This window comes from Flavobacterium erigeronis, assembly GCF_054075165.1.
This window is the reverse complement of record NZ_JBSKGP010000014.1, coordinates 23158-47774: the sequence shown is the minus strand read 5'-3', so window position 1 is coordinate 47774 and position 24617 is coordinate 23158. Positions and strand designations below refer to the sequence as shown.

Sequence of the window (24617 nt, the reverse complement as noted above, 5' to 3'; positions counted from 1 at the left end):
AAAAGACCACAAAAAATACAATTAACTGAAATTCATTAATTTGATTAATTTTAACGCAAAAAAATCGAGAAAAAATTGCATTAATAAAAAGGAATACTAACTTTGTATGATTAAGTAATGAATAGGATGTATAATGAGTGTAATTGCAGAAATAATTGATACTCTTGAATATAAAGTCGAAAAGCTTTTTGAAAAATCAAAAGCTTTCGAACAAAACAATCAAGTATTACGATTAGAACTAGCCAAAGCTGCGCAAATTATCCAGAAACAATCTGAGGAAATGGAAGCTTTGAAGAAGCAAAATGAAACACTTAAGATAGCCAATTCGTTGCTTGGCAGCGACAATAACAAGAGAGAGACAAAGCTTAAAATAAATTCATTAATTCGCGAAATTGATTACTGCATAGCGCAACTATCAGATTAACAGTATGGACGGAAAGCTTAGAATTAAAATATCAATTGCCGACCGCGTTTACCCACTTACGGTTGAACCCGCTCAGGAAGAAGGACTTAGAAGTGCTTCTAAAAAAATTGATGCTATGATAAAGCAGTTCGAAGAAAATTACGCGGTTCGTGACAAACAAGACGTTCTAGCCATGTGTGCATTACAATTTGCATCGCAAGTAGAACAAAAACAGATTGATAATGCAATCGACGGAGAAGAAACCATCGAAAGAATTAAAAGATTAAACACGCTTTTAGATCAATATCTCGAAAAATAAACGTTCTTTACAGAAACTAAGATACTGCCTACATTAGTTCACAATTGGTAAACTCAACACTAACAATTTAGAATGAGCAAATCGTCGCTACTATAGTATGCCCTCCTTTTGGCTGGGAAACTTGAACAGTGAGTTAGCTCAAAACTTGTCTTTACGAGTTTATACAAGCAATTAATGTAGGCTTTTTTTATATATAAACCCTAACAAACATGGACATCATAACGATCATTATTGGTATTGTAGGTATTGCAGCAGGATTTGCAATAGCTAAAATTATCGAGAAAAGTAATATTTCAAACCTAATCAAAAACGCTAAAAAAGAAGCTGCTTCTATCTTAAAAGACGCTAATTTAGAAGCAGAAAACATTAAAAAAGATAAAATCCTTCAAGCAAAAGAGCGTTTTATCGAATTAAAATCAGAACACGAACAAGTTATTTTAGCACGCGATAAAAAAGTGGCTGAAGTAGAAAAACGTGTACGTGATAAAGAATCTCAAGTTTCTAATGAACTTTCTAAAGCTAAAAAAGTAAATGACGAATTTGAAGCTAAAACAGCTGAATTCAATAATAAAATTGAAGTTTTAGACAAAAAACAAGCTGAAGTTGACAAACTTCACAAAAGTCAATTACAGCAATTAGAAGTAATTTCTGGTCTTTCTGCTGAAGAAGCAAAAGAACAATTGGTTGAAGGTTTAAAAGCTGAAGCTAAAACGAAAGCAATGTCTCACATTCAGGAAACTATTGAAGAGGCTAAGCTTACAGCACAGCAAGAAGCTAAAAAAATCATCATCAACACTATTCAAAGAGTTGGAACGGAAGAAGCGGTTGAAAACTGTGTATCTGTTTTTAATATTGAATCTGACGATGTAAAAGGTAGAATTATCGGTCGTGAAGGTCGTAATATTAGAGCTCTTGAAGCGGCTACTGGAGTTGAAATCATTGTTGATGATACGCCAGAGGCAATTATTCTTTCTTGTTTTGATCCTGTTCGTAGAGAGATTGCCCGTTTATCTTTACACAAATTAGTAACTGACGGACGTATTCACCCTGCAAGAATCGAAGAAGTTGTTGCTAAAACAGCAAAACAGATTGATGACGAAATTATCGAAGTAGGAAAACGTACTGTTATCGACTTAGGAATTCATGGTTTACACCCAGAATTAATTAAAGTTGTGGGTAGAATGAAATACCGTTCTTCGTACGGACAAAACTTATTACAGCACTCGAGAGAGGTTTCTAAACTTTGCGGTATTATGGCTGCGGAATTAGGACTAAACGTGAAATTGGCAAAAAGAGCTGGTTTATTACACGATATCGGAAAAGTGCCTGATACAGAAAGTGATTTACCACACGCACTTTTAGGTATGCAGTGGGCTGAGAAATATGGTGAAAAAGAAGAGGTTTGCAACGCAATTGGAGCACACCACGACGAGATTGAAATGAAATCTTTACTTTCTCCAATTATTCAGGTTTGTGATGCTATTTCTGGAGCTAGACCAGGTGCAAGACGTCAGGTTTTAGATTCTTACATTCAGCGTCTGAAAGATCTTGAAGATGTAGCTTACGGATTCAGTGGTGTGAAAAACGCCTATGCAATTCAAGCTGGTAGAGAACTTCGTGTAATTGTAGAAAGCGAAAAAGTTTCTGATGATAACGCAGCAAACTTATCTTTCGAAATTTCACAAAAAATCCAAACAGAAATGACTTATCCTGGACAGGTAAAAGTTACAGTTATTAGAGAAACTAGAGCTGTAAACATTGCTAAATAATCCAAGTAATATAAAATAAAAAAAAAAACAAAGGCTGTCAATTGACAGCCTTTGTTTTTTTTTATACAATCTATTTTCTTTATTCTATCTCTTTATTCTATTTTCTATTTTCTAAAACATTCTTCATCAAAAGAAGTCTCAAACCCTACATATCATTAAAAACAATTTTAAAGCTTGTCCCTACTCCTACTTCACTTTCTACTTCAACCGTTCCTTTCATCGCTTCAATTTGATTTCTGGTAATATACAATCCAATTCCGCGGGCCTCTTCGTGCTTATGAAAAGTTTTATACATTCCGAACAATAAATCGCCATAAACTTTCAAATCGATTCCGAGGCCATTATCTGTAATCTTAAGCGATTTAAAACCTTCAGGCTCTATTGCAAAATCAAAAGTAATTACCGGATCTCGATCTGGATGCGCATATTTAATCGCATTTGTTGTAAAATTCAACAAAACACTTTCCATATAGGCTGGATTAAAATTAATCGTTAAATACTTCGGAACGTTGTTTATAATCGTTACGTTGCGCTGTTTATCATACCCTTTAATCGTCGAAATTGTCTTTTCGACATACTCACAAAGTTTTAAGGGCACTACCGCAATATTAATATTACTCTGCGTTTTTACAATTTGAGTAAGATTAGAAATCGTTTCATTCAAATCATTAGAAACCGTACGCAAATGTTCCAGCATTTCAGCCACGGTCTGTTTATTGACATCGGCATCAATAAAATCTAAAATCGATTTTATATTCCCAGCTTGTGTATTTAAATTATGCGAAACAATATGCGAAAAGTTCAACAATCGGCTATTTTGATCGCTGTATAATTTCATCGTTTTTATAAGTTCCAGCTCTTTTTCTTTTTGAGCAGAAACATCGGTATGAGTTCCAATTACACGTAGAGGCCTACCGTTTTCATCACGCTTGATCACTTTTCCACGGTCTAAAATCCACTTGTAATTACCGCTGGAAGTCATTACACGATGGTAATTTTCGTAAAACGGAATCTTGTTATCAAAATGTTCATGAATATCAGAGTAATATTTTGGAAGATCGTCTGGATGCACAATTTTATCCCAACGCTCTGGATCATCAAAAACATCAGTTGATTCTAATTCTAAAATTTTAAGAGATAATGAAGAATAAAAAACCCTGTTGGTAACCATGTCCCAATCCCAGATTCCTACGGTAGAAGCATCAAGAGCAAACTGAAAGCGTTCTTCTGAAATTCTAAGTTTTTCTTCTTTATCTTTTAATTCGGTAATATCTGAAACATGACCGTAAAAAATCACATTCCCATTTGTTGAAGATTCTGTTTTGGAAGAAATCTTAAACCAGCGGATTCCTTTTTTAGGAAGCGTGGCTCTGAACTCAATTTCCCACGGCTTTATTTCTTTTCTAGCCGCAACTAACGATTGAAAAAAATGATCGCGATCTTGAGGTAAAATTCGATCGTAGATTATATACTTTATATCATTTTTAAAATCGGTTGCAGAAAGTTCAAATATTTCGTCTGCCGATTTACTGACAAGGGGAAAAGTGTAATTATTATCGAAATCAATAACAAATTGAAAAAGCAGGTCGGGCATTTCGGCCAACAATTTTTTGTAAAAATTATTTAGCTCTAAGCAATCGTCATTTCCATATAAATCAAAAACCATATACTACTTCTTTATGTAAATAAGATATTCAGAACTTACTCGGAAAAAGCAAACAAACCAACTCGTTTTAATGCTTTTTATTCCTATTAAATTAAAATTTTAACACAATATATAAATTTTCAAAACAAAAACACACAATACTGCAAAAAATTATTTCCTAGGATGAAAACTATGCATTACTTCTTTTAAAAAACTGCGATCTAAATGCACATAAATTTCTGTAGTTGTGATAGATTCGTGGCCAAGCATTAATTGAATAGATCTCAAATCTGCTCCATTTTCTAATAGATGAGTTGCAAAAGAATGGCGTAAGGTATGCGGACTTATACTTTTCTTCAGCCCCATTTTTTGCGCAAGATCTTTGATAATTGTAAAAACCATGGCGCGAGTTAGCTGATTTCCTCTTCTGTTTAAAAATAAGGTATCTTCGGCTCCTTTTTTAATCGTGAGATTACATCGCACCGCATTTCTATAAATATCAATATATTTTTGAGTTAACGGCCCAATCGGAACAAATCTTTCTTTGTTTCCTTTACCTGTAATTTTAATAAAGCCTTCATCAAAAAAAAGATCTGAAATTTTAAGCGAAATCAATTCAGAGACACGCAATCCGCAGCCGTATAAAGTTTCCAGCATTGCCCTGTTTCGCTCGCCTTCATTGGTGCTTAAGTCGATTGTTTCTATTAAAGCATCGATTTCCTGAAGCGATAAAGTATCGGGTAATTTTCGGCCAGTTTTTGGAGCTTCTATTAATTCTAAAGGATTATCGTTTCTATAATCTTCGAAAACCAGATAATTAAAAAAACTTTTAAGTCCAGAAATAATCCTTGCCTGCGACCTCGGATTAACTTCTTTTGCTACTGTATAAATAAATTGTTGCAACGTTTCATCTGAAATTTTTATAGGCGAAACATCAATCTGGTTAGTTTCTAAAAAAAGACATAAACGTTCAATATCAAAGCCGTAGTTTTCGATCGTATTTTTAGACAAACCCCTTTCAATCCTCAAATATGACTGATAATCTTTTATATATCTGCTCCAATTCATATCTACAAAGTAAATGATTTTTTGGCACAAAAAAACCTTCCTAAAAAGGAAGGTTTTACAAATACTTTAAAACTCAGATTAGAATTTATAAGCTAAAGAAAGCTGTAAGTTGCTGTTTTTTGCGCTGTCGTAATATTCTTCTGAATCATCAATATCATTATCAGTAATAGGCGATAAACCAATAGTGTAACGAAGACCTACAGAAAAGTTTTCTGTAAAATTATATCCAGCTCCTAAATTAAATCCAAAATCTGTTGATCTTGTAAAGTCCTTAACGTCTTCACCTTCTGCCTTAGCTGATAATAAAATACCCAGTTGAGGACCAGCTTCTACACTAAATTTATTATCAACAACGTAATATTTCGCTAATACAGGAATGTTCAAATAATTTAATTTTAAGTCTCCATCAGCTCCAAAAGGGCCATCAAATTTAGCTCCTTGAGCAGAGTACAATAGCTCTGGCTGAATAAAAAACTTTTCAACTACATGAATTTCTGCAAAACCACCAACATGGAATCCTACTAGTGATTTATTATCTTCTACATCTCCTCCAACTACATTTGAAATGTTAAGACCTCCTTTTATTCCAAATCTTGTTGACTGAGCATTTGTAAATGCAAAAGCCATTATTGCAATGGCAGATAAAATTATTTTTTTCATTCTAATTTGTTTTGGGTTAAATTAATAGATCAAATATAAAAATATTCTTCATAAATACATATTAGGAATTTAACAAATAAAAAAGTATAATAATAAGCTAATGTTTATTATACATTAAATACAACTAACAGACTTTTTAAAATACTGCCTAAAATTTATTCCAAAAACATTATAAGAAAAGCTAATTTTTCGTTTATAATATAAAAAAACCTTTCCCAAATCGAGAAAGGTTCTTCAAAAAAAATAATTTACTATTTAACCAATTATAGTTTATAATTAAATCCTAAATTGATAGAAGAAATTGATCCATCATTTGAGATTCCTTTATATGAAGCATATAATTCAATTTTTTCTGTTTGGTAACCAAATTTTGGCTGATATAAAAATCCACCATCTCCTTCACCCACACTAATAGCATACCCTAGATCAGCACCAACAAATAATTTATCAGTTAAAGAATATTGTGCTGTACCCGCTACTGGAATATAACTAGCATTTTTTCCTTTCTGTTTAACTTCTGTTAAAACAGGGAAAGGGTTCGTAACAACTGTCATACACGTATAATCTTTTGCTAAATACGTAGAAAAGCCTGTTGTAGCCCCTACATTAATTTTGTCTGTTATTTTCCATAGATAGGCCGCATCAATTCCTAGATTAAGAGAGTAGAAATCTTTGGCATCGCCCATTGGAAAACCTACATGAGCTCCTACTTTAAAACTTCCATCTTGTGCCTGTGCGAAACCAAAACTTAGCAATGCAATAGTAGCTAAAACAATTTTTTTCATAATTTTTTTTTTTTCTTATTTGTGATTTAATACGGCAAAAATAAGATTATACGCACAAGACCAACTCCACCATAAGTTAAAAAAATAATAGAATAAGACAGAAAAAACTTCCTTAAACAGCACCTGATATTCAAGGAAATAAAAGAAATTTACAGCTTCTTGCAAGCCATATTTTAAATTTCGGTGGGAATTTTAGTAATTATTTAATCTAAAATATAATGCAATAAAACGCTAAATATGTAGTTTTGATCTATAAATAACATTTAAAATACCAATTTTTAAAAACCTTTTTATGAAAAAAATACTTTTAGTAGCTGTTATGTTCCTTGCAACATCAGCAGCAGTAAACGCACAATTTGTACAAATCGGGGTTAAAGCAGGGGTTAACTTTGCTAACCAAACAGGAGGTTCTGACTTTGAAGGAATTTCTGTTGACAAAGAAGGTATTACAAGCTACCACGCAGGTCTTGTAGCAGAACTTAAATTATTAGAAAAATTCTCAATTCAGCCAGAGCTTTTGTATACTACTCAAGGAGCAACGTATAAAAATGCTATTTCAGAATTTAAAAACGAAATGGGTTATATTGCTATTCCGGTAATGGCAAAAATCTACATGACTAAATCTCTTAGCTTAGAACTTGGTCCACAGGCATCATTCCTTGTTAGCAATAAAAAAGAATTTGATGCAGCAGATCCAAATACATTTGACTTCTCTCTTAATGCGGGTCTAGGATTAAAAGTAGTTGGAGGTCTTTTTGTTCAGGCTCGTTACGGAATTGGTCTAACAGAAATTTCAGAAGAAGCTGACTTTAAAAACTCTGTATTCCAACTTTCTGCTGGATACATGTTCTAAAAGAATATCACATACTTTTACAAAAACCGCTCTATTTATTAGTGCGGTTTTTTTATTTTTACGCTTACTTATAAAATGCCTTTGCATCACTATTAAATTTTTTATTTTATGAAAATCTGCATCATCAACGGACCTAATTTGAATCTTTTAGGAAAAAGAGAACCAGAAGTTTACGGTAGCCAAACTTTTGAAGATTATTTTGAAACGTTGAAACAAAAATTTCCAAACATTGAACTTTCGTATTACCAAAGCAATATTGAAGGCGAATTGATTGGTAAAATTCAAGAATGCGGCTTTACTTATGACGGAATTATTTTGAATGCCGGTGCGTACACGCATACTTCAATTGGTTTAGGAGATGCTATGAAAGCGGTCACAACTCCCGTAATTGAAGTTCATATTTCTAATACTTACGCTAGAGAAAGTTTTAGGCACCAGTCTTATTTATCAGGAAATGCAAAAGGAGTTATTTTAGGTTTCGGACTAAAAAGTTACGAACTGGCAATCCAATCATTTTTATAAGGCTTCGACTTCGCTCAGCCTGACCAAGTATCTTTTGTAGTTTTTGGAATTTAACAAATTATTAATAAGCTCAGATTTAACTTGTTATATTTTTGTAAGATAAGCCACACTACATGAGAAACATTACTTTATTTGCCTTTCTATTTTTTTCAATTACAGCTTTTTCTCAAATTAAAGGAACAATTACAGATGACAAAGGAAATCCGCTTCCGTTTGTATCCGTTTTTGAAGAAAATACGTATGCGGGAACTACTTCAAATGAACAGGGAAAATATCAGCTGAATGTAAAAGAAATTGGAAAGAACAAAATTACTTTTCAATATTTAGGTTTTAAAACTCAAAAAATAAGCGTTGCATCAGGAACAAAAATGGTTACTTTGGATGTTAAGCTTCAGGAAGAAAGTTTTGCATTGAATGAAGTTGTAATAGATCCTAAAAACAATCCAGCCAATGCAATTATAAGAAGTGCTATCGCAAACAAAAAGGAAAACTCAGATAAAACCGAAAGATACACCGTCGATTTTTATTCGAAAGGAATGTTTAAGGTTAAAGATCTTCCTAAAAAAATTCTAGGCAAAAAAGTAGAATTGGGTGACGATATGTCTTCCAACTTAGATTCTACCGGAACTGGGATTTTATATTTATCTGAAACCATTTCTAAAGTTAGTTATGAGAAACCAAACAACTTTAAAGAAAACATTATTGCCTCCAAAGTTTCTGGAAACAACCGCGGTTACAGCTACAACACAGCCGCATTATCCAATTATGACTTTTACGACAATGCTTTAGATTTTGACGTCAAGCTGATTTCACCAATCGCTGACAATGCTTTCAATTATTACAAATATAAATTGGAAAGCACTTTTTATGACGATAACAATCAACAGATTAACAAAATTAAAGTAATTCCGAAACGTGATAAGGAGCCTGTTTTTGAAGGCTATATTTATATTGTAGACGACAGTTTTGCTATTTATGCCATTGATCTCGAAATTAAAGGCTACAGAATGAAAAATGAGTTTACAGAAATAATGAAATTGAAACAGAGTTTCAGCTACAACACAAAGAACAAAATCTGGTCAAAAAACGCACAGACACTTTCTTTTAATGCGGGCATTTTTGGTGTAAAATTCTCTGGAAATTTCAATTACGTCTATTCGAATTATGAATTTCCTGCTTCATTTGAAAAGAAAACTTTCGGAAACGAACTTGTGGCTTTTGAGCTTAATGCCAATAAAAAAGATGATGCCTTTTGGAATGAAATTCGTCCGATTCCATTAACAATTGAGGAAAGCAGTGATTACGCCAAAAAAGACAGCCTGCAAACCATTAGAAAATCTAAAAAATACACCGATTCTATTGATGCAAAAAACAATAAATTTAAGGTTTGGGATATTTTAATGGGGTACGATTATAAAAACACGTATAAAAAATATTCTTTCGATTATAAAGGCTTGCTCAATATTGCTTCTTTGAGTTTTAATACCGTTCAGGGTTTTAATCTGGATTCTGGTTTTTCTTTTAAAAAATGGAATGAAGAGGAAGGAAAAAGTACTTCGATAAGCACCACTTTTAATTACGGTTTTTCAGATGAGCGTTTTCGTGCTATTGGACAATTCAGCCATAGATTTAATACAATCAATTATGCTACAATTTGGGGTTCTGGAGGAGTAAAAACAGCTCAATTTAATAGTGCTGAACCGATTTCTAAATTTGTCAATTCTATAAGTTCTCTGTTCTTTAAAGACAATTATATGAAACTGTATAATTTGGAATTTGCTGAAATAAATTACGGTCAGGATATTGCAAACGGAATTAATCTTACTGGAAAAATAGGCTACGAACAACGCAAACCGCTTTTCAACACGACTGATTATTCCTTCTTTAAGAAAGATGATCTTTATTCGTCAAATAATCCGTTGGCTCCAAATGATTTTATTACTCCTGCTTTTGATGAGCATCATTTGTTTAAGGCTTTGGTAACAACGAGAATAAATTTTGGGAACAAATATATTTCACGCCCAGACGGACGATTTAATTTTAAAGATGATAAATATCCGACGATTTATTTAGCATTCGAAAAGGCATTCGCGGCAAGCGAAAAAAAATACGAATATGAACGAATCGGCGCTTCTGTTCAATACGATTTATCGCTTGGAAACAAAGGTGTTTTGGGAACTAATTTTAGAGCCGGAAAATTCTTTAATGCTAAAAATATATCATTTGTCGATTACAGACATTTTAACGGAAACCAAACTCATTTCGGAACAAGTGAACGTTATTTGAATGTTTTCAACATGATGCCATACTATTCAAACAGCACAAACGACAGTTATTTTGAAATGCACAATGAATACAATGACACGGGATTTATTATGAATAAAATTCCGTTATTGAATCTTTTAAAATCAACAATGAATCTTGGTTTTCATGCCTTGGCACTTCCTGACAGGAATCCGTATACTGAATTTACAGTTGGTTTAGATAATCTTGGTTTCGGAAAATTCAAATTATTCAGAATCGATTATGTGCATTCTTACCAAAGCGGAATCCAACAAAACGGTGTTGTGTTTGGATTGAAGATTTTGAATGTATTGGATTAAAGGTGCTAAGGTACTGAGGAACTAAGATGCTAAGTTTTCTCATAGAATCTGATAATCTTGAATATTAAAAAATCCGCTTAAATCTGTAAAATCTGCGTGAAACCAGACTACAATTTAAGCGGATTTTCAATATATCAATTAGTTAAACTTTGCGTGGGCTTCGACTTCGCTCAGCCTGACAAAGACTAAAAACCTTAGAAGCTCAGCATCTCAGAACCTTAGTAGCTTTTTTTCAGCAGTGATAATCATCTGGCTCAATATGAATCAAAACATTCCCCAATTGCGGAATTTCTTCTTTTAAGGTATCTTGAAGTTTATGCGATAAATCGTGGCCTTCTTTTACAGAAATTTTAGCCGAGACAATGGCATGAAGATCCACATGATAGCGCATTCCAGCTTTTCTTATATAACATTTTTCAGTTCCTAATATTCCCGTTACAGTTAAAGAAACTACGCGAATTTCTTCTACCAAATCATCATTAAGATTTTCATCCATGATTTCGCCTAGCGCGGGTCTGAAGATTTTATAACTATTGTAAAGAATAAAACAAGCTGCAAAAAGCGCCGCCCAATCATCTGCAGATTCATATCCTTTACCCATAATAAGCGCAAAAGAAATTCCGATAAATGCAGCTACAGAAGTTATTGCATCACTGCGATGATGCCAGGCATCAGCTGCTAAAGACGAACTGTTGGTTTGCTTACTACGTTTCATTACCACACGAAAAGAATATTCTTTCCAAATAATAATCGCACCTAAAACATACAAAGTCCAAGATTTAGGCAAATCGTGTGAAGTGTTAATGTTTGCGATACTTTCGTAGCCAATAATAGTTGCTGAAGTAATTAAAAAACCAACAACCAAAAAAGTAATTAAAGGTTCTGCGCGACCATGTCCGTATGGATGGTTTTCGTCTGCAGGTTTATTAGAATACTTGATTCCGAACAAAACCAAACAAGACGAAAATATATCCGTCGTCGATTCGATCGCATCGGCAATCAAGGCATAAGAATTGCCAAAAAAACCCGCTAAACCTTTTGTCAAGGCTAAGCAGGTGTTTCCGGCTATACTAAAAATAGTAGCTTTTACAGCTTTTTGTTCGTTTGTCATTTACGACTATATTTTTTTTCGCCACGAATTCACGAATTATTTTTGCTCATCTTTGAGATTAAAATTCGTGAATTCGTGGCTATCTTTTCATTACGCTCTCACGATTTTTGCTCCAATTGCTCTCAAACGCTCGTCGATACGCTCATATCCACGGTCGATTTGCTCAATATTTTGGATTGTACTAGTTCCTTTTGCAGAAAGCGCTGCAATCAACAATGAGATTCCCGCACGAATATCTGGAGAAGACATTGTAGTTGCTTTCAATTGAGATTCGAAATTATGTCCCATAACTACAGCTCTGTGCGGGTCACATAACATAATTTTTGCTCCCATGTCGATCAATTTATCCACGAAGAATAAACGGCTTTCGAACATTTTTTGGTGAATCAACACATCTCCTTTTGCTTGTGTTGCCACAACTAAAACGATACTTAATAAGTCAGGCGTAAAGCCTGGCCAAGGTGCGTCTGCAATAGTTAAGATAGAACCGTCGATATCCGTTTTCACTTCATATCCGTCTTTGTGAGCCGGAATATAAATATCGTCGTTACGTTTTTCGATTGTAATACCTAATTTTCTGAAAGTATTCGGAATCAATCCTAAATTTTCCCAGCTAACATTTTTGATTGTGATTTCGCTTTTTGTCATAGCCGCAAGACCAATCCAAGAACCGATTTCGATCATATCTGGAAGAATTCTGTGCTCGCATCCGCCAAGACTTTCAACTCCTTCAATAGTCAATAAGTTCGAACCAACTCCAGTGATTTTTGCTCCCATAGAGTTTAACATTTTACATAACTGCTGTAAGTAAGGCTCACAAGCAGCATTGTAAACTGTAGTTTTTCCTTTTGCTAAAACGGCAGCCATTACAATGTTTGCAGTTCCCGTTACAGAAGCCTCATCAAGAAGCATATCTGTACCTTGAAGTCCTTCTTCTGGAGATTCTACTCCGTAGAAATGATCTTCTCTGTTATATCTAAATTTTGCTCCAAGGTTAATAAAACCTTCAAAGTGCGTATCTAATCTACGACGTCCAATTTTGTCTCCTCCTGGTTTTGGAATATATCCTTTTCCGAAACGAGCCAAAAGCGGACCAACAATCATAATAGAACCACGAAGCGCTCCACCTTCTTTTTTGAAAGCTTCAGTTTCTAAATAGCCAACATTAACTTCGTCAGCTTGAAATGTAATAGAACCTGGTTCATTACGTTGAATTTTCACCCCTAAATTACCCAACAAAGTGATTAATTTATTGATGTCTATAATATCAGGAATGTTATTAATTTTTACTTTCTCTCCTGTTAGAAGCACGGCACATAAAATTTGTAACGCCTCATTTTTTGCTCCTTGCGGAGTGATTTCTCCTTTTAAAGGAGTTCCTCCTTCGATTTTAAAAATTCCCATAGATCTTGTTTAGGTTCTGAGTTACTGAGGTTCTAAGGTTCTAAGTTTTTTCTTTTTGCAAAAAAAGCTTAGCATCTTAGTAGCTTAGACACTTAGCAGCTTTTTATTTCTGATTATTGTTTTTTTGAAATGTCTTTTTCTGACCTCCTTTATTGTTATTGTTTTTGTTATTCTGAATTTTTGGCTGTGCGCCAGAAGCTGTTTTGTTAGACATGCGTTTGTTTGTACGCATTAAATCTGTCGTATTCAAAAGTTCTTCTGTGCTGTGCAGTAAATTGATTTTTCCACCAGACAATTCATATAAATGCTCAAAAATCACATCGTCTTTTACGGTGTCTTTGTTCCAGCTTAAGAACGATTTTTTCATGTGATTGGCAATGACCATTATCAGCGCATTTTTCATCTCGCCTTCTTCCCATTTATTCGCAACATCAATCATATATTTGATGTTGTTGCCGTAAAATCTGTATTTCGGGAAATTCTGCGGATACTGCAAAACGTCTGGTTTTAACTCTAAAACCTCTTTAGACGGAATCGGATATGGCGATTCTACATTCAGTTTAAAATCAGACATAATAAAAAGCTGATCCCAAAGTTTATGCTGAAAATCTGGAACATCTCGCAAATGCGGATTCAGACTTCCCATAACTTGAATGATATATTTTGCGGCTTTGTTACGCGTTTCATCATCCTCAATAGCAGTGGCTTGGTCAATCAGTTTTTGCAAATGACGACCATATTCTGGGATAATTAAACGCTGTCTTTCAGAATTGTATTCTAAATTGTAGACAACATCGCTTGCGGCTTCTCTTTTATATTTTTCGATCATAAGTTTATAATGAGACTATACCTTCTATTGTAGAAACTTCTTTGTATTTACTGATTACGTCGTCTGAGCTGTGCATAGTAACATCTACAGAAACACTGGTAAATTTACCTGTTTTAGATTTTGTTGTTTTAATAACAGCTCCCATTCTGTCAAAAGCTTTTTCAACACGCTCTACATTGTCTGCTACAGAAGGCACAATAAATTTGTACAAGTATTCTGCTGGCCAAGTATTTGCGTTATCTAGCTCTAATTTTAATCTTTCGTAAAATTCGGCTGTATTTTTTTCTTTATCGTTCTCCATTCGTAATTAAAAATAAACGCAAATATACGGTTTTGATTTCAGATTTTTTAGATTTTTTATTTTGAAAAAAGAGAAGGTTTTTCGCCACGAATTTCACGAATTGCACTAATTATTTTATTTGAAAATCAATTTCACGAATTTTAATTACCTTGCCTAATCAATACAATTAAAAAATTCGTGAATTCGTGGCTATAAAACTCTGCGCCTTTGCGTCTCTGCGAGATTAAAACAATTCCAATGAAAAAAATCCTTACCCTACTTATTGCACTAACAATCAACACTATTCAAGCGCAAGAAGTCAAAACGCTTACCTATTTCCAAAATGACACCTTAAAACTAGATTTAGATTTATACTTGCCAAAAGTAAAAGCCGGCGAAAAAATTCCGTTGATTCTCTTTGCTTTCGGTGGTGGATTTTCTGGTGGAGAACGTACAAGCGAAAAAGATTTCGGAAAATTTATGGCGCAGAACGGTTACGCAGTGGCAAGCATTTCGTACAGTTTGTACATGAAAGGAAAAGATTTTGGCTGTAAAGGAACTTTAACCGAAAAAATAAAAGCGATCCAAATCGGCGTTAGCGATATGTGGCAAGCAACAGGATTTTTAATTGAAAATGCTAATAAATACAATTTAGACATTTCAAAATTCTTTATTTCTGGAATTAGCGCTGGAGCAGAAATTGGTTTTCATGCCAGTTTCTGGGACTATAAACTGATGAATTTATACAAAAGCAATCTGCCAGAAAACTTTAAATACAAAGGTTTCATTGGAGGTTCTGGCGCAATTCAGGATATTAATTTGATTACGAAAGAAAAAGCGATTCCGATGTTGTTGGCGCACGGAAGCAATGACGATACGGTTCCGTACGCGGCTGGTTCGCACCGCTCCTGCCCGACTAATGCTTCTGGCTGGCTAATTCTTTTTGGTTCTTATGCCGTTTACAATCAAATGAACGACCTTCATAAAGATATTGAACTGATTACTTTCTGTGGTGGCGGACACGAGTTTTCAGGTTATCTTTTTCATGATGGAAAACAATATGTTTTGGATTTTGTAAATGATGTTTTGAAAGAAAAAAAATTTCAGTCGCATTTGATTGTTCCGACTGGTAAAAAAGAAGTTTCTTCTGGGAAATATTTGTTTTGTGAGTAATTGTAAATTACGAAAACAAAATTACTCCAGCGTAGCAAAATATTTATAGCTAATAAATTTAGCAACTATCAAAAGCTCCAGCGGAGCGACATATTTCGAAGAAATCTATATGTCGCTCCGCTGGAGCTTTTATTATTGCGTTCAATCTTTCTATAAATATGTCACCCTGCTGGGGTTTTTCCAATCTTTGTGAATTATAATTTTCTATAAATATTTAATCACTCTAGGATTTTTTGACATTACCGTTTTTTAAAAGGAACAGTTAAATATTGTCGGCTTTCCTGCAAGGTTTCCGAAACCTTGTAGGTATAATTTTAAACTTCACCTAAATCTGCAAAAAACACCTACAAGGTTTTGGAAACCTTGCAGGAGCGTACTACAAGCAAAATATTTCCCAAAAAAAAAAAAAAACCATTTCTCCTCTTTAGCCCTGATGGGAGCGGAAATCCTTTTGCTTTTTCCTTTAAAAAGCAAAAGATTGTAGCGGACAGCAGGAACCCATGTCTACAAAAAATGCGAAATCGTTCGCTCAAGGCAAATATTATTTTTTATATATTAATAAGTTTAGGTAAATTTGCGCTTTATTTTTAGAATAGTGCAAAAAGAAATTATTGTCTTGCTTGGCGGACCTGGTACTGGAAAATCGACTCTTATTAACGAATTGGTAGCTCGTGGCTTTTGCTGCTATCCTGAAATCTCCAGACAGGTTACCATGAAAGCGCAAGAACAAGGCATTGAGCAGCTGTTTCTGAAACAGCCTCTTTTGTTTAGCGAAATGTTGTTGGAAGGACGTATTGAACAATACAAAAATGCTCTTGAAGAACCTGATCAAGTGGTTTTTATCGACCGTGGAATTCCTGATGTTGTAGCTTATATGGATTATATTGGCGATGAATATCCGGAGCATTTTACGAAAGCTTGCGAAGATTTCAAATATTCTAAAACCTTTATTTTACCGCCTTGGGAAGAGATTTACCAAAGTGATGCTGAGCGTTATGAAAATTTTGATCAGGCAGTAAAAATTCAGGAGCATCTTGTTGAGACTTATAAAAAATATGGTTACGAACTGATTGAGGTTCCAAAAGATACAGTTGAAAACAGAATTCTTTATATCTTAGACAAAATTTAGCAGCATGGTTTAAAGTTGCAAAACTAGAAACTGTTTTTCTAAATTTTTAACTTTAAAACAAACGCAATGCTCGGAGCGCAGGATATTCTTCTAAAATACTGGAAACACGACAGTTTTAGACCGTTGCAAAAAGAAATTGTCGATTCTGTTCTGGAAGGACAGGATACTTTTGCCGTACTTCCTACGGGTGGCGGAAAATCGATTTGCTTTCAGGTCCCCGCGATGATGCAAGAAGGCATTTGTTTAGTAATTTCTCCTTTAATTGCCTTGATGAAAGATCAGGTGATGAATCTTCAGAAAAGAGATATCAAAGCAATTGCTCTTACTGGAGGAATTCATACCGAAGAAATTATCGATTTATTGGACAACTGCCAGTACGGAAATTACAAATTCTTATATCTTTCGCCAGAACGTCTACAATCAGATTGGATTCTTGAGCGTATCAAAAATTTACCCATCAATTTAATTGCTGTCGACGAAGCACACTGCGTTTCGCAATGGGGTCACGATTTTAGACCTGCGTATCTCAAAATTTCGGAACTGAAAAAGTTTTTTCCAAAAATTCCGTTTTTGGCTTTAACGGCAACGGCAACTCCGAGAGTTATTGAAGATATTAGAACGCAATTGGAATTAAAAAATCCGAATCATTTTCAGCAATCGTTTGAGCGAAAAAATATTGCTTACATGGTTTTTGAAGTGGAGGATAAACTGTATCGTGTAGAGCAAATCTTGAAAAAAAATCCACAGCCTTCTATACTATATGTACGAAATCGAAAAGCGTGTTTGAACATGTCTTCTCAATTACAATCGTTAGGCTTTACGTCAACCTATTATCATGGCGGACTTTCGACCAAAGAAAAAGACAAAAATATGCAGCTCTGGATGTCCGAACAGGCACAAGTTATTGTCGCCACGAATGCCTTCGGAATGGGAATTGACAAGGACAATGTAAAAACGGTTATTCATACCCAGCTTCCAGAAAACTTAGAAAATTATTATCAGGAATCTGGACGAGCGGGACGAAATGGCGCAAAAGCGTTTTCAGTTTTACTTTATAATAATTCTGATGCAATTCAGACAGAACAGCAATTTTTGAATATTCTTCCCGATAAGAAGTTTCTAAAAACAATGTATATTAAGTTGTGTAATTATTTTCAGATTGCTTACGGAGAAGGTATGGATGAAACTTTTTCATTTAAATTGAATCATTTTTGCAATAAATACGACTTTCCGACTTTGAAAACATACAATGCTTTGCAGTTTTTGAATCAGCAGGGAATTATTACCATGTCTCAGGAATTCTCAGAAAAAATCAGCGTTCAATTTTTGATAGAATCCAAAGAAGTGATTCGATACATGAGTCTAAATCCGAATGACGAAGAAATTTTGCTGGCGATTTTGAGAACTTATCCTGGCATTTATGACGTAAAAGCCAATCTTAATTTAGCTTTGCTTGCAAAAAAATCAAATCGAACAGAAGAACAAATTATTGCTCTTTTGGAAAAACTGAAAGAAAAGGAAATTATAGAATACAAATCTAAAAATAACGACTCCACTATATTATTTAATGAAATTCGCGAAGACGATCTTACTATAAATAGGGTTTCGAAATATTTAGAAAAACAAAATGAAGTTAAAAAAGAACAGCTTTTATCTGTTTTATATTATATAAAAGACAACAAAACCTGCAAAAACAGATTGGTTTTGGATTATTTTGGAGAAGAAACAAAAGAAAACTGCGGCATTTGTTCGTACTGCATTACTCTAAAAGGAAAAATTACTGAAGCTGATTCGATTGCAGATAAGATTTTATCTTTACTCAAAACCGCTTCACTGACTTCGAGAGAAATAGAAAGTCAGATAAAAATGGACACCAAAGATATTTTATCGGTTCTTCAGGAATTACTCGAAAACAATCATATTATCATACAAGCGAATAATAAATACACTTTAAAATCATAATGGAGAAATTGAGAATTATATTTATGGGAACGCCAGAATTTGCTGTTGGCATTTTGGACACCATTATTAAAAATAACTACGAGGTTGTCGGCGTAATTACAGCTGCTGATAAACCGGCTGGACGCGGACAAAAAATAAAATATTCGGCAGTAAAAGAATATGCTTTAGCAAACAATCTTACTTTATTACAGCCAACCAATTTAAAAGACGAAAGTTTCTTAGCCGAATTAAAAGCTTTAAATGCCAATTTACAAATTGTTGTTGCTTTTAGAATGTTGCCAAAAGTGGTTTGGGAAATGCCTTCATTAGGAACTTTTAATCTTCATGCTTCATTATTGCCAAATTACCGTGGCGCCGCTCCTATTAACTGGGCTATTATTAATGGAGAAACCAAAACTGGAGTTACTACTTTCTTTATTGATGATAAAATTGATACTGGTGCGATGATTTTAAATTCTGAAATCAATATCGAACCAGAAGAGACTGCAGGGCAATTGCACGATCGATTGATGCACTTAGGAAGCGAAACTGTAATTGAAACTTTGAAGGTTATTGAAAGCGGAAATGTTACTACAACAATTCAAGAAGATAACGACGACATTAAAACGGCTTACAAACTAAATAAAGAAAACTGTAAAATTGACTGGACAAAATCTGGCACAGAAATCAATAATCTTATTCGCGGTTTAAGCCCGTATCCAGCTTCTTGGTGCTTTTTGAAAGACCAAAATGAAGAATTAAACATCAAAATTTATGAAGCAAAACTGATCTCAGAATCACACCCTTATGAGATTGGAAAGCTAATTAGCAATAAAAAAGAAATCAAGATTGCAATAAAAGACGGCTTTATTCAGTTATTAAGTCTACAATTTCCAGGAAAAAAGAGAATGCTTGCTTCTGAATTATTAAATGGAGTAAGTTTTTCTGACGTTGCAAAAGTGTATTAAGGTCAGTAAAACAAGGGTTTGTACCTGTTTTTTATCGATAAACAACATCGTTTATGAACAAAAAAAGCAAGTTATCAACAATTTTTGCTAAAAATAAAGAAAACACTTGCACGCAACGGATTTCCTACTAAATTTGTGTATTAACAATTTTTTTTAACCAACAATTAATAACTAATTATTATGAACAAATCAGAATTAATCGATGCTATCGCTGCTGATGCAGGAATTACAAAAGCTGCGGCAAAATTAGCTTTAGAGTCTTTTTTAGGTAATGTAGGAACTACTTTGAAAAAAGGTGGAAGAGTTTCATTAGTAGGTTTTGGATCATGGTCAGTTTCTTCTAGAGCTGCTAGAGACGGTAGAAACCCTCAAACAGGAAAAACAATCAAAATCGCAGCTAAAAACGTTGTAAAATTCAAAGCTGGAGCTGAATTAGAAGGTGCAGTGAACTAAGTAAGAAAGTTCTCTAAACTTATAATATAATTAAAACCTTCCTCATGGAAGGTTTTTTTATACGGTTTATCGATTTTTTTTGTGATTTTAATTTTTTTATGATTAAATTTAATAAAAATTGTAACCGTATGATTTCAGAAAAATTAAAAAAAGGACACCTGCTTATTGCCGAGCCTTCAATAATTGGAGATTTATCATTTAACAGATCGGTAATTTTATTAGCAGACCATAACAAAGAAGGATCAATAGGTTTTATTATCAATAAGCCATTAAAATATACTATTAATGACTTGATACCTGAGATTGATGCTAACTTTAAGATATATAACGGAGGCCCTGTAGAACAAGACAACCTTTATTTTATTCACAATATTCCTGAGTTAATCCCAAATAGTGTGGAAATTTCAAATGGAATTTATTGGGGAGGCGATTTTGAGTCCACCAAAGACCTAATAAACAACGGATCTATTAGCAAAAATAACATTCGTTTTTTCTTAGGATACACTGGTTGGGAAGAAAATCAGCTCGAGAATGAGATGCAAGGAAACTCTTGGATTATTGCTGATAATAATTATAAAAATAAAATTATCGGAAAATCTACTACCCATTTTTGGAAAGAGCAGATTATTGAGCTTGGCGGTGATTATCTTATTTGGTCTAATGCACCCGAAAATCCATATCTGAATTAATTTTCAGAAATGGATTCATTTAGTTTCTGCACTAATAAATGCGCCAAATTTGTTGTAAACTCCTTTTTTCGATATTTAGTTATAGGCTGTATTCCCGTGATTACATTAGTCAGAAATAATTCGTCAGCTTTTTGAAGATCAAAAGGCGATATTATTTCTTCTACTACTTCTATGCCCTCAACTTTTTTAGCCATCGCTAAAATTTGCTTACGCATAATTCCGTTTAAAGCACCTTCTGAAACTGGAGGTGTAATAAGCTTTTTGCCCATTACCATAAAAATATTTCCCTGAAGCGCCTCTACAACATTCTTACTGTCGTTTAGCAAAATACAGTTGGCTAAGTCATTTTCGTGCGCATAAATACTTCCTGTGATATGAATCATCTTATTAGTCGTTTTAAGAGACGATAATAATTGTTTTGTAACGTAGAAGTCTTTATACAAATCTACTTCGTATTCGTCTAGATTTACGCTATAAGAAGCGTTTTCAAGCGGAGTTGCTTTAATTAAAAATGAAATATCATTAGTTTTTGGAAGATATAAACCGCCATCATTCCTAAAAACGGTAATTCTTGCTCTTGCCGAAGATGCAATTCCTTGTTCTTTCACCAAATTAAGAATCTGCTCTTCAAAATATTCCATTGTAAAGTTCATCGGAATCATCATTCGCACTACTCGCATAGATGCCATTAGTCTAAAATAATGATCCTCAAGAAACAAAATTTTTCCGTTACTAATTTTTACTGTCTCAAAAATACCATCTCCATATAAAAAAGCGCGATTTTGAGTTAAAATAATTTCTTCCTGCGCTATGTTTCCGTTAAAATTAATCATAAAAAAACCCTGAATTTTGTTCAGGGCAAATATACGGTATATTTAAAGACTTTTCTAAACAGATCCGATAAGATGTTTTAGGTCTGATATTTGATTCTCCCACAATTGTTTAGCCTCGCCTATTTCTTCCTTATCAGCAAAATCGACCACCATAAGCGAAACGTCTTTCGTCAGTTCGTCTACTAAAATATGAAGTTCAAAAAAGTACTCAGTATCTTTACTGCTTTCGTCAACCCATTTAAATTTTACTTTTTCGCCAGATTTTTTTGAAGCTAGACGTGCTTTTTCTTGTGAGTCATTCCAGATGAATGTAAAAAACTCCCCTCTTGAATTAACATTGTCAGCAAACCATTCTTGTAAACCTGACGGCGTTGATATATATTGATACAATAATTGCGGCGAAGAATTGATCGGAAACTCGATTTCGTAACGTATTTTTGAATCCATGTGCTACTTTAATTTTTTTCGAAATATAAGAATATATGTCCAAAAACAAAGCATTTTTAAAAATATTTTTTTTTCTTCATTTTATGCTTGTATGCTTTAATATTATTTATATCTTTGCACCCGCAATCAGGAATTCATGATAGCAGTCCAGGCGAGGTAGCTCAGTTGGTTAGAGCGCAGGATTCATAACCCTGAGGTCACGGGTTCAACTCCCGTCCTCGCTACTAGAAAAGTAAAACCCTTAAACAGAAATGTTTAAGGGTTTTTTGTTTAAATTATACCTCATCGAATGAAAATTCCAAAAGAGGAATCTTTAAAATTGTTATCTTAGAACTCTTGTAAAGAGCTTCCAAAAAGGAATTCAACTTTAAAAAAGCAAGTTGCAACAAGTAATTCATTAACAACATGGATATAGTCAAATTTAAGATCACATCTAAAACGATAAAAGTCGAAGTGCGCAATTCGAACAATTATGTTTTCAATTTTAATACTGCTTTAGATATAAAAAAAGAAGACAAAGATGTTTTATTAAAACTATATCATGCACTCGATCTTCTTTTTAAGAAAGAGCAGAATATTGAAAACAAAAACTACATTTCGCCAAATCAAACCAATATTTTAGATCAGATTTCTGATGCTGATAATCTGGAATAGATTTATTATAAAATATAAAAAACGAGTTAAAATTAATTAACTCGTTTTTGCTTTAACTTTATTCTGATTTAAATTTTGCTTTCGTCTTCAACAGCATCTTGCCATTTGTCCCACATTTTGACACCTGCATCGTAACCATCATAACCAAAGTTCTGACTTAATTGTCCTTTAATATTTGGTTCGATAGCAAGCCTAAATGGAATTGGCCAGTAATTATTACGTTTGTCCATAGTATAAAACTTCACGCCTGGTTTTAAAGAAATACCCGCTGGATATTTGTTGTAAAGCGTATAATGCACAATACGCTGCCACCAATAACTTCCTCCAGTTGCATCTTTCCCAGATTGCTTATCCCAATTGTCTTTACTATACGTATTTCCCCATTCATCTGCTTTTCCGCTTAAAGCCAAACAGTGCGAGATGCGCTTCAGTTCTACGTTTCTCCATTCTTCCATATAAAGCTCTCTTCCTCTTTCTGCACAAATATCACCAATCGTTACGGTTGTATACATTTGCGATGCTTTTGCTCTAGCTCTCACTACATTCACATCTTGAGCAGCTCCAGAAACGTTTCCTTGATAAAAACGCGCTTCTGCACGCAATAGATAGGTCTCTGCCAAACGATAGATGTACATGTGCGCACTAGCTCCCGCAGTAGCTCCCTGAAAATCATTTGCCGCTGGATTACCTTCTGCTACAACATCGTGATAATAGATTTTATAATGCGGAAAATCATACCAATCACGAATAGAATCTTGCGCTAATAATTTTCCAGTTGCATCCTTCATTCTGAAATTTTGCCCTGCCCATGTTGCGCTTCCGCCCGCTCCGGGAGCATATTTAAGATCTTCCATATTTACCCAGTTCCCAACAGTGCTATTGTGTCTAAGATCTACCTTATCCTCGATACCATTTACTTTCCACATAGGATGTTGTGAATAGTAGGAACCGCTAATTGTACCAATTCCACGTCCTAATGCTCTTTGATAATCATATTTTGCATTATAATTGGTTTTATCTGTCAATGGAAAACGTGGTGCTGCTGTTTTTCCGTCAGGCGTAATTAAATTGGCGTCGTTCCAGTTTGGTCCAAAAATTCTCATTGAAGAAAAGGCTAAAAAGGATTGTGCTCCTCCATTTGGTGCGACCAAAATTGCTTCTGTATTATTAGCAATTACTTTATTTTCTGGTCGGTGCAAATCCCAGATTACATTTCTAGTTATTGGCCATGCCGTCGGATTTCCTCCTGGATCAAAAATTCCTAAATTCCCTTGTACCAAAGAGTAACCTGATTGGTTAATTAGAATATTAGCCTGTGCTTCAGCATCAGCAAATCTGCCAGATGCCAAGTAACATTTTATCAAAAGCTGACGACACGCTCCTTTGCTTATCATACCAACATATCCAATTTTAGATTGTTCTGGCACCCACTCCACAGCTTTTTCCATATCTGCCGTAATCATTTCGATAATGGCTTCTTTTTTAGTAGAATAATAACTCTGCTTTGGAACCTCCAAAATTTTGGTAATCAATGGTATATTTCCAAATTGATACACTAAATTCAGGTAACGGTATGCTCTATGAAAATAAGCCTGACCGATATATTTATTTTTTACCTCTGGAGATAAACTTGTCACATTACCAATATAAGTTAATACGGTATTAGCATTTTTAATTCCCGTATAAGCTTCTGTCCACATGAATCCAAGATAAAGCGCTTCACCACCTGCATCTCTTCTAAAATCTCCAGTCGGAACGATATTAGCCGCATAATCAGCAATATTACTGCCGGTATCTGTTTTTCCATATTGTGCCATATCAGAAAATAAATATTCTGTACCTATTGGCACACTTACACCAGAATAACCAAAGTGGATATAATTATTACGCAGCTGTTTATCGCACAATGCCAAAGTAGCCTGTAATCCAGCTTCTGTAGAAAAGGTTGTTTCTGGTTCGTAAAACGAAAGCGGGTCTGCTTCGAGAAAATCTTTTGAGCAAGAACTAGCCAGCGCAGCAAATGCTACGACAGGTGCCAGTCTTAAAATTTTATTTTTTATATATCTTTTCATTTTTGAA

At 34.1% G+C, this 24617-nt stretch carries 24 protein-coding genes and 1 tRNA gene; 14 read left to right on the top strand and 11 right to left on the bottom strand.

The window, feature by feature from the left end:
• Positions 1–133: 133 nt before the first annotated feature.
• The 3 genes from ACWA1F_RS22760 to rny all read left to right on the top strand — a co-directional run bounded on the left by ACWA1F_RS22760 (position 134) and on the right by rny (position 2491).
• Positions 134–424: a hypothetical protein gene (locus ACWA1F_RS22760; RefSeq protein WP_008464802.1), complete on the top strand. Its 291-nt coding sequence runs from the start codon at positions 134–136 to the stop codon at positions 422–424.
• A 4-nt stretch (positions 425–428) separates the two neighbouring features.
• A complete protein-coding gene (locus tag ACWA1F_RS22755) occupies positions 429–722 on the top strand; it encodes a cell division protein ZapA (protein ID WP_202006050.1) in 294 nt (97 codons plus the stop codon).
• Between the two features lie 209 nt (positions 723–931).
• Positions 932–2491, top strand: coding sequence for a ribonuclease Y (rny, locus tag ACWA1F_RS22750; RefSeq protein ID WP_306159073.1), 1560 nt, complete (start codon positions 932–934; stop codon positions 2489–2491).
• Between the two features lie 145 nt (positions 2492–2636).
• Here rny and ACWA1F_RS22745 read toward each other — a convergent pair whose 3' ends face one another.
• The 4 genes from ACWA1F_RS22745 to ACWA1F_RS22730 form a co-directional block, all read right to left on the bottom strand.
• Entirely contained in the window at positions 2637–4157 is a 1521-nt protein-coding gene (locus tag ACWA1F_RS22745) for a PAS domain-containing sensor histidine kinase (protein WP_456897184.1), read from the bottom strand.
• Between the two features lie 150 nt (positions 4158–4307).
• Positions 4308–5204, bottom strand: a complete 897-nt coding sequence (gene xerD / locus ACWA1F_RS22740; protein WP_456897182.1) for a site-specific tyrosine recombinase XerD — start codon at positions 5202–5204, stop codon at positions 4308–4310.
• Between the two features lie 78 nt (positions 5205–5282).
• Positions 5283–5864 (bottom strand): porin family protein, encoded by a 582-nt coding sequence (locus ACWA1F_RS22735; protein WP_306159081.1) that lies wholly within the window; start codon positions 5862–5864, stop codon positions 5283–5285.
• Positions 5865–6127: 263 nt separating this feature from the next.
• On the bottom strand, positions 6128–6649 hold the full coding sequence (locus ACWA1F_RS22730; protein ID WP_456897180.1) for a hypothetical protein: 522 nt from the start codon (positions 6647–6649) through the stop codon (positions 6128–6130).
• 292 nt (positions 6650–6941) lie between these two features.
• Between ACWA1F_RS22730 and ACWA1F_RS22725 the strand changes: the two genes are divergently transcribed.
• From ACWA1F_RS22725 to ACWA1F_RS22715, 3 genes are all read left to right on the top strand, one after another.
• A complete protein-coding gene (locus tag ACWA1F_RS22725; RefSeq protein ID WP_306159083.1) occupies positions 6942–7502 on the top strand; it encodes a porin family protein in 561 nt (186 codons plus the stop codon).
• Positions 7503–7610: 108 nt separating this feature from the next.
• Positions 7611–8024 carry a type II 3-dehydroquinate dehydratase gene (gene aroQ / locus ACWA1F_RS22720; protein ID WP_456897178.1) on the top strand — a complete coding sequence of 138 codons (414 nt, stop codon included), beginning with the start codon at positions 7611–7613 and terminating at the stop codon, positions 8022–8024.
• A 113-nt stretch (positions 8025–8137) separates the two neighbouring features.
• Positions 8138–10627, top strand: coding sequence for a DUF5686 and carboxypeptidase regulatory-like domain-containing protein (locus tag ACWA1F_RS22715; RefSeq protein ID WP_456897176.1), 2490 nt, complete (start codon positions 8138–8140; stop codon positions 10625–10627).
• A 232-nt stretch (positions 10628–10859) separates the two neighbouring features.
• Here ACWA1F_RS22715 and ACWA1F_RS22710 read toward each other — a convergent pair whose 3' ends face one another.
• The 4 genes from ACWA1F_RS22710 to ACWA1F_RS22695 form a co-directional block, all read right to left on the bottom strand.
• Positions 10860–11738 carry a cation diffusion facilitator family transporter gene (locus tag ACWA1F_RS22710; RefSeq protein WP_306159088.1) on the bottom strand — a complete coding sequence of 293 codons (879 nt, stop codon included), beginning with the start codon at positions 11736–11738 and terminating at the stop codon, positions 10860–10862.
• A 90-nt stretch (positions 11739–11828) separates the two neighbouring features.
• Positions 11829–13142 (bottom strand): UDP-N-acetylglucosamine 1-carboxyvinyltransferase, encoded by a 1314-nt coding sequence (gene murA, locus ACWA1F_RS22705; protein ID WP_091497287.1) that lies wholly within the window; start codon positions 13140–13142, stop codon positions 11829–11831.
• Between the two features lie 103 nt (positions 13143–13245).
• The gene (locus ACWA1F_RS22700; RefSeq protein ID WP_306159091.1) at positions 13246–13971 is read right to left on the bottom strand and encodes a DUF4290 domain-containing protein; all 726 of its coding nucleotides are present in this window, start codon (positions 13969–13971) and stop codon (positions 13246–13248) included.
• A 4-nt stretch (positions 13972–13975) separates the two neighbouring features.
• Positions 13976–14272 carry a DUF493 family protein gene (locus tag ACWA1F_RS22695; protein ID WP_035649758.1) on the bottom strand — a complete coding sequence of 99 codons (297 nt, stop codon included), beginning with the start codon at positions 14270–14272 and terminating at the stop codon, positions 13976–13978.
• A 237-nt stretch (positions 14273–14509) separates the two neighbouring features.
• Here ACWA1F_RS22695 and ACWA1F_RS22690 point away from each other — a divergent pair, with 237 nt between their 5' ends.
• The 6 genes from ACWA1F_RS22690 (at position 14510) to ACWA1F_RS22665 (ending at position 20604) form a co-directional block, all read left to right on the top strand.
• Positions 14510–15424 (top strand): alpha/beta hydrolase family protein, encoded by a 915-nt coding sequence (locus ACWA1F_RS22690; protein ID WP_456897173.1) that lies wholly within the window; start codon positions 14510–14512, stop codon positions 15422–15424.
• Between the two features lie 595 nt (positions 15425–16019).
• Entirely contained in the window at positions 16020–16553 is a 534-nt protein-coding gene (locus ACWA1F_RS22685; RefSeq protein ID WP_456897171.1) for an AAA family ATPase, read from the top strand.
• 66 nt (positions 16554–16619) lie between these two features.
• Positions 16620–18515 carry a RecQ family ATP-dependent DNA helicase gene (locus ACWA1F_RS22680; protein WP_456897169.1) on the top strand — a complete coding sequence of 632 codons (1896 nt, stop codon included), beginning with the start codon at positions 16620–16622 and terminating at the stop codon, positions 18513–18515.
• The gene (gene fmt, locus ACWA1F_RS22675) at positions 18515–19462 is read left to right on the top strand and encodes a methionyl-tRNA formyltransferase (RefSeq protein WP_456897167.1); all 948 of its coding nucleotides are present in this window, start codon (positions 18515–18517) and stop codon (positions 19460–19462) included. The genes ACWA1F_RS22680 and fmt overlap by 1 nt, the downstream gene beginning before the upstream one ends.
• A 180-nt stretch (positions 19463–19642) precedes the next feature.
• Positions 19643–19915, top strand: a complete 273-nt coding sequence (locus ACWA1F_RS22670) for an HU family DNA-binding protein (RefSeq protein ID WP_008464760.1) — start codon at positions 19643–19645, stop codon at positions 19913–19915.
• A 128-nt stretch (positions 19916–20043) separates the two neighbouring features.
• A complete protein-coding gene (locus ACWA1F_RS22665; protein WP_008464759.1) occupies positions 20044–20604 on the top strand; it encodes a YqgE/AlgH family protein in 561 nt (186 codons plus the stop codon).
• Here ACWA1F_RS22665 and ACWA1F_RS22660 read toward each other — a convergent pair.
• Together ACWA1F_RS22660 and ACWA1F_RS22655 are read right to left on the bottom strand one after the other, a co-directional pair.
• Entirely contained in the window at positions 20601–21437 is an 837-nt protein-coding gene (locus ACWA1F_RS22660) for an aminotransferase class IV (protein ID WP_456897164.1), read from the bottom strand. The genes ACWA1F_RS22665 and ACWA1F_RS22660 overlap by 4 nt on opposite strands.
• A 54-nt stretch (positions 21438–21491) precedes the next feature.
• Complete coding sequence (locus ACWA1F_RS22655) at positions 21492–21884, bottom strand: START-like domain-containing protein (RefSeq protein WP_125722604.1); 393 nt, start codon at positions 21882–21884, stop codon at positions 21492–21494.
• 150 nt (positions 21885–22034) lie between these two features.
• Here ACWA1F_RS22655 and ACWA1F_RS22650 point away from each other — a divergent pair.
• Positions 22035–22108, top strand: a tRNA-Met gene (locus ACWA1F_RS22650).
• A 181-nt stretch (positions 22109–22289) separates the two neighbouring features.
• A complete protein-coding gene (locus ACWA1F_RS22645) occupies positions 22290–22538 on the top strand; it encodes a hypothetical protein (protein ID WP_306159103.1) in 249 nt (82 codons plus the stop codon).
• Positions 22539–22606: 68 nt separating this feature from the next.
• Here ACWA1F_RS22645 and ACWA1F_RS22640 read toward each other — a convergent pair whose 3' ends face one another.
• Positions 22607–24610, bottom strand: coding sequence for a RagB/SusD family nutrient uptake outer membrane protein (locus ACWA1F_RS22640; protein WP_456897161.1), 2004 nt, complete (start codon positions 24608–24610; stop codon positions 22607–22609).
• Positions 24611–24617 lie beyond the last annotated feature (7 nt).

Bases quoted from the DNA above. Each gene is read 5' to 3' on its own strand.
- aroQ (WP_456897178.1), top strand. From the start codon at position 7,611: ATGAAAATCTGCATCATCAACGGACCTAATTTGAATCTTTTAGGAAAA.
- ACWA1F_RS22665 (WP_008464759.1), top strand. From the start codon at position 20,044: ATGATTTCAGAAAAATTAAAAAAAGGACACCTGCTTATTGCCGAGCCT.
- ACWA1F_RS22755 (WP_202006050.1), top strand. From the start codon at position 429: ATGGACGGAAAGCTTAGAATTAAAATATCAATTGCCGACCGCGTTTAC.
- ACWA1F_RS22660 (WP_456897164.1), bottom strand. From the start codon at position 21,437: ATGATTAATTTTAACGGAAACATAGCGCAGGAAGAAATTATTTTAACT.
- ACWA1F_RS22730 (WP_456897180.1), bottom strand. From the start codon at position 6,649: ATGAAAAAAATTGTTTTAGCTACTATTGCATTGCTAAGTTTTGGTTTC.
- xerD (WP_456897182.1), bottom strand. From the start codon at position 5,204: ATGAATTGGAGCAGATATATAAAAGATTATCAGTCATATTTGAGGATT.
- ACWA1F_RS22680 (WP_456897169.1), top strand. From the start codon at position 16,620: ATGCTCGGAGCGCAGGATATTCTTCTAAAATACTGGAAACACGACAGT.
- ACWA1F_RS22690 (WP_456897173.1), top strand. From the start codon at position 14,510: ATGAAAAAAATCCTTACCCTACTTATTGCACTAACAATCAACACTATT.
- ACWA1F_RS22645 (WP_306159103.1), top strand. From the start codon at position 22,290: ATGGATATAGTCAAATTTAAGATCACATCTAAAACGATAAAAGTCGAA.
- ACWA1F_RS22655 (WP_125722604.1), bottom strand. From the start codon at position 21,884: ATGGATTCAAAAATACGTTACGAAATCGAGTTTCCGATCAATTCTTCG.
- murA (WP_091497287.1), bottom strand. From the start codon at position 13,142: ATGGGAATTTTTAAAATCGAAGGAGGAACTCCTTTAAAAGGAGAAATC.
- fmt (WP_456897167.1), top strand. From the start codon at position 18,515: ATGGAGAAATTGAGAATTATATTTATGGGAACGCCAGAATTTGCTGTT.
- ACWA1F_RS22710 (WP_306159088.1), bottom strand. From the start codon at position 11,738: ATGACAAACGAACAAAAAGCTGTAAAAGCTACTATTTTTAGTATAGCC.
- ACWA1F_RS22695 (WP_035649758.1), bottom strand. From the start codon at position 14,272: ATGGAGAACGATAAAGAAAAAAATACAGCCGAATTTTACGAAAGATTA.
- ACWA1F_RS22745 (WP_456897184.1), bottom strand. From the start codon at position 4,157: ATGGTTTTTGATTTATATGGAAATGACGATTGCTTAGAGCTAAATAAT.
- ACWA1F_RS22640 (WP_456897161.1), bottom strand. From the start codon at position 24,610: ATGAAAAGATATATAAAAAATAAAATTTTAAGACTGGCACCTGTCGTA.
- ACWA1F_RS22760 (WP_008464802.1), top strand. From the start codon at position 134: ATGAGTGTAATTGCAGAAATAATTGATACTCTTGAATATAAAGTCGAA.
- ACWA1F_RS22715 (WP_456897176.1), top strand. From the start codon at position 8,138: ATGAGAAACATTACTTTATTTGCCTTTCTATTTTTTTCAATTACAGCT.
- ACWA1F_RS22725 (WP_306159083.1), top strand. From the start codon at position 6,942: ATGAAAAAAATACTTTTAGTAGCTGTTATGTTCCTTGCAACATCAGCA.
- rny (WP_306159073.1), top strand. From the start codon at position 932: ATGGACATCATAACGATCATTATTGGTATTGTAGGTATTGCAGCAGGA.
- ACWA1F_RS22735 (WP_306159081.1), bottom strand. From the start codon at position 5,864: ATGAAAAAAATAATTTTATCTGCCATTGCAATAATGGCTTTTGCATTT.
- ACWA1F_RS22670 (WP_008464760.1), top strand. From the start codon at position 19,643: ATGAACAAATCAGAATTAATCGATGCTATCGCTGCTGATGCAGGAATT.
- ACWA1F_RS22700 (WP_306159091.1), bottom strand. From the start codon at position 13,971: ATGATCGAAAAATATAAAAGAGAAGCCGCAAGCGATGTTGTCTACAAT.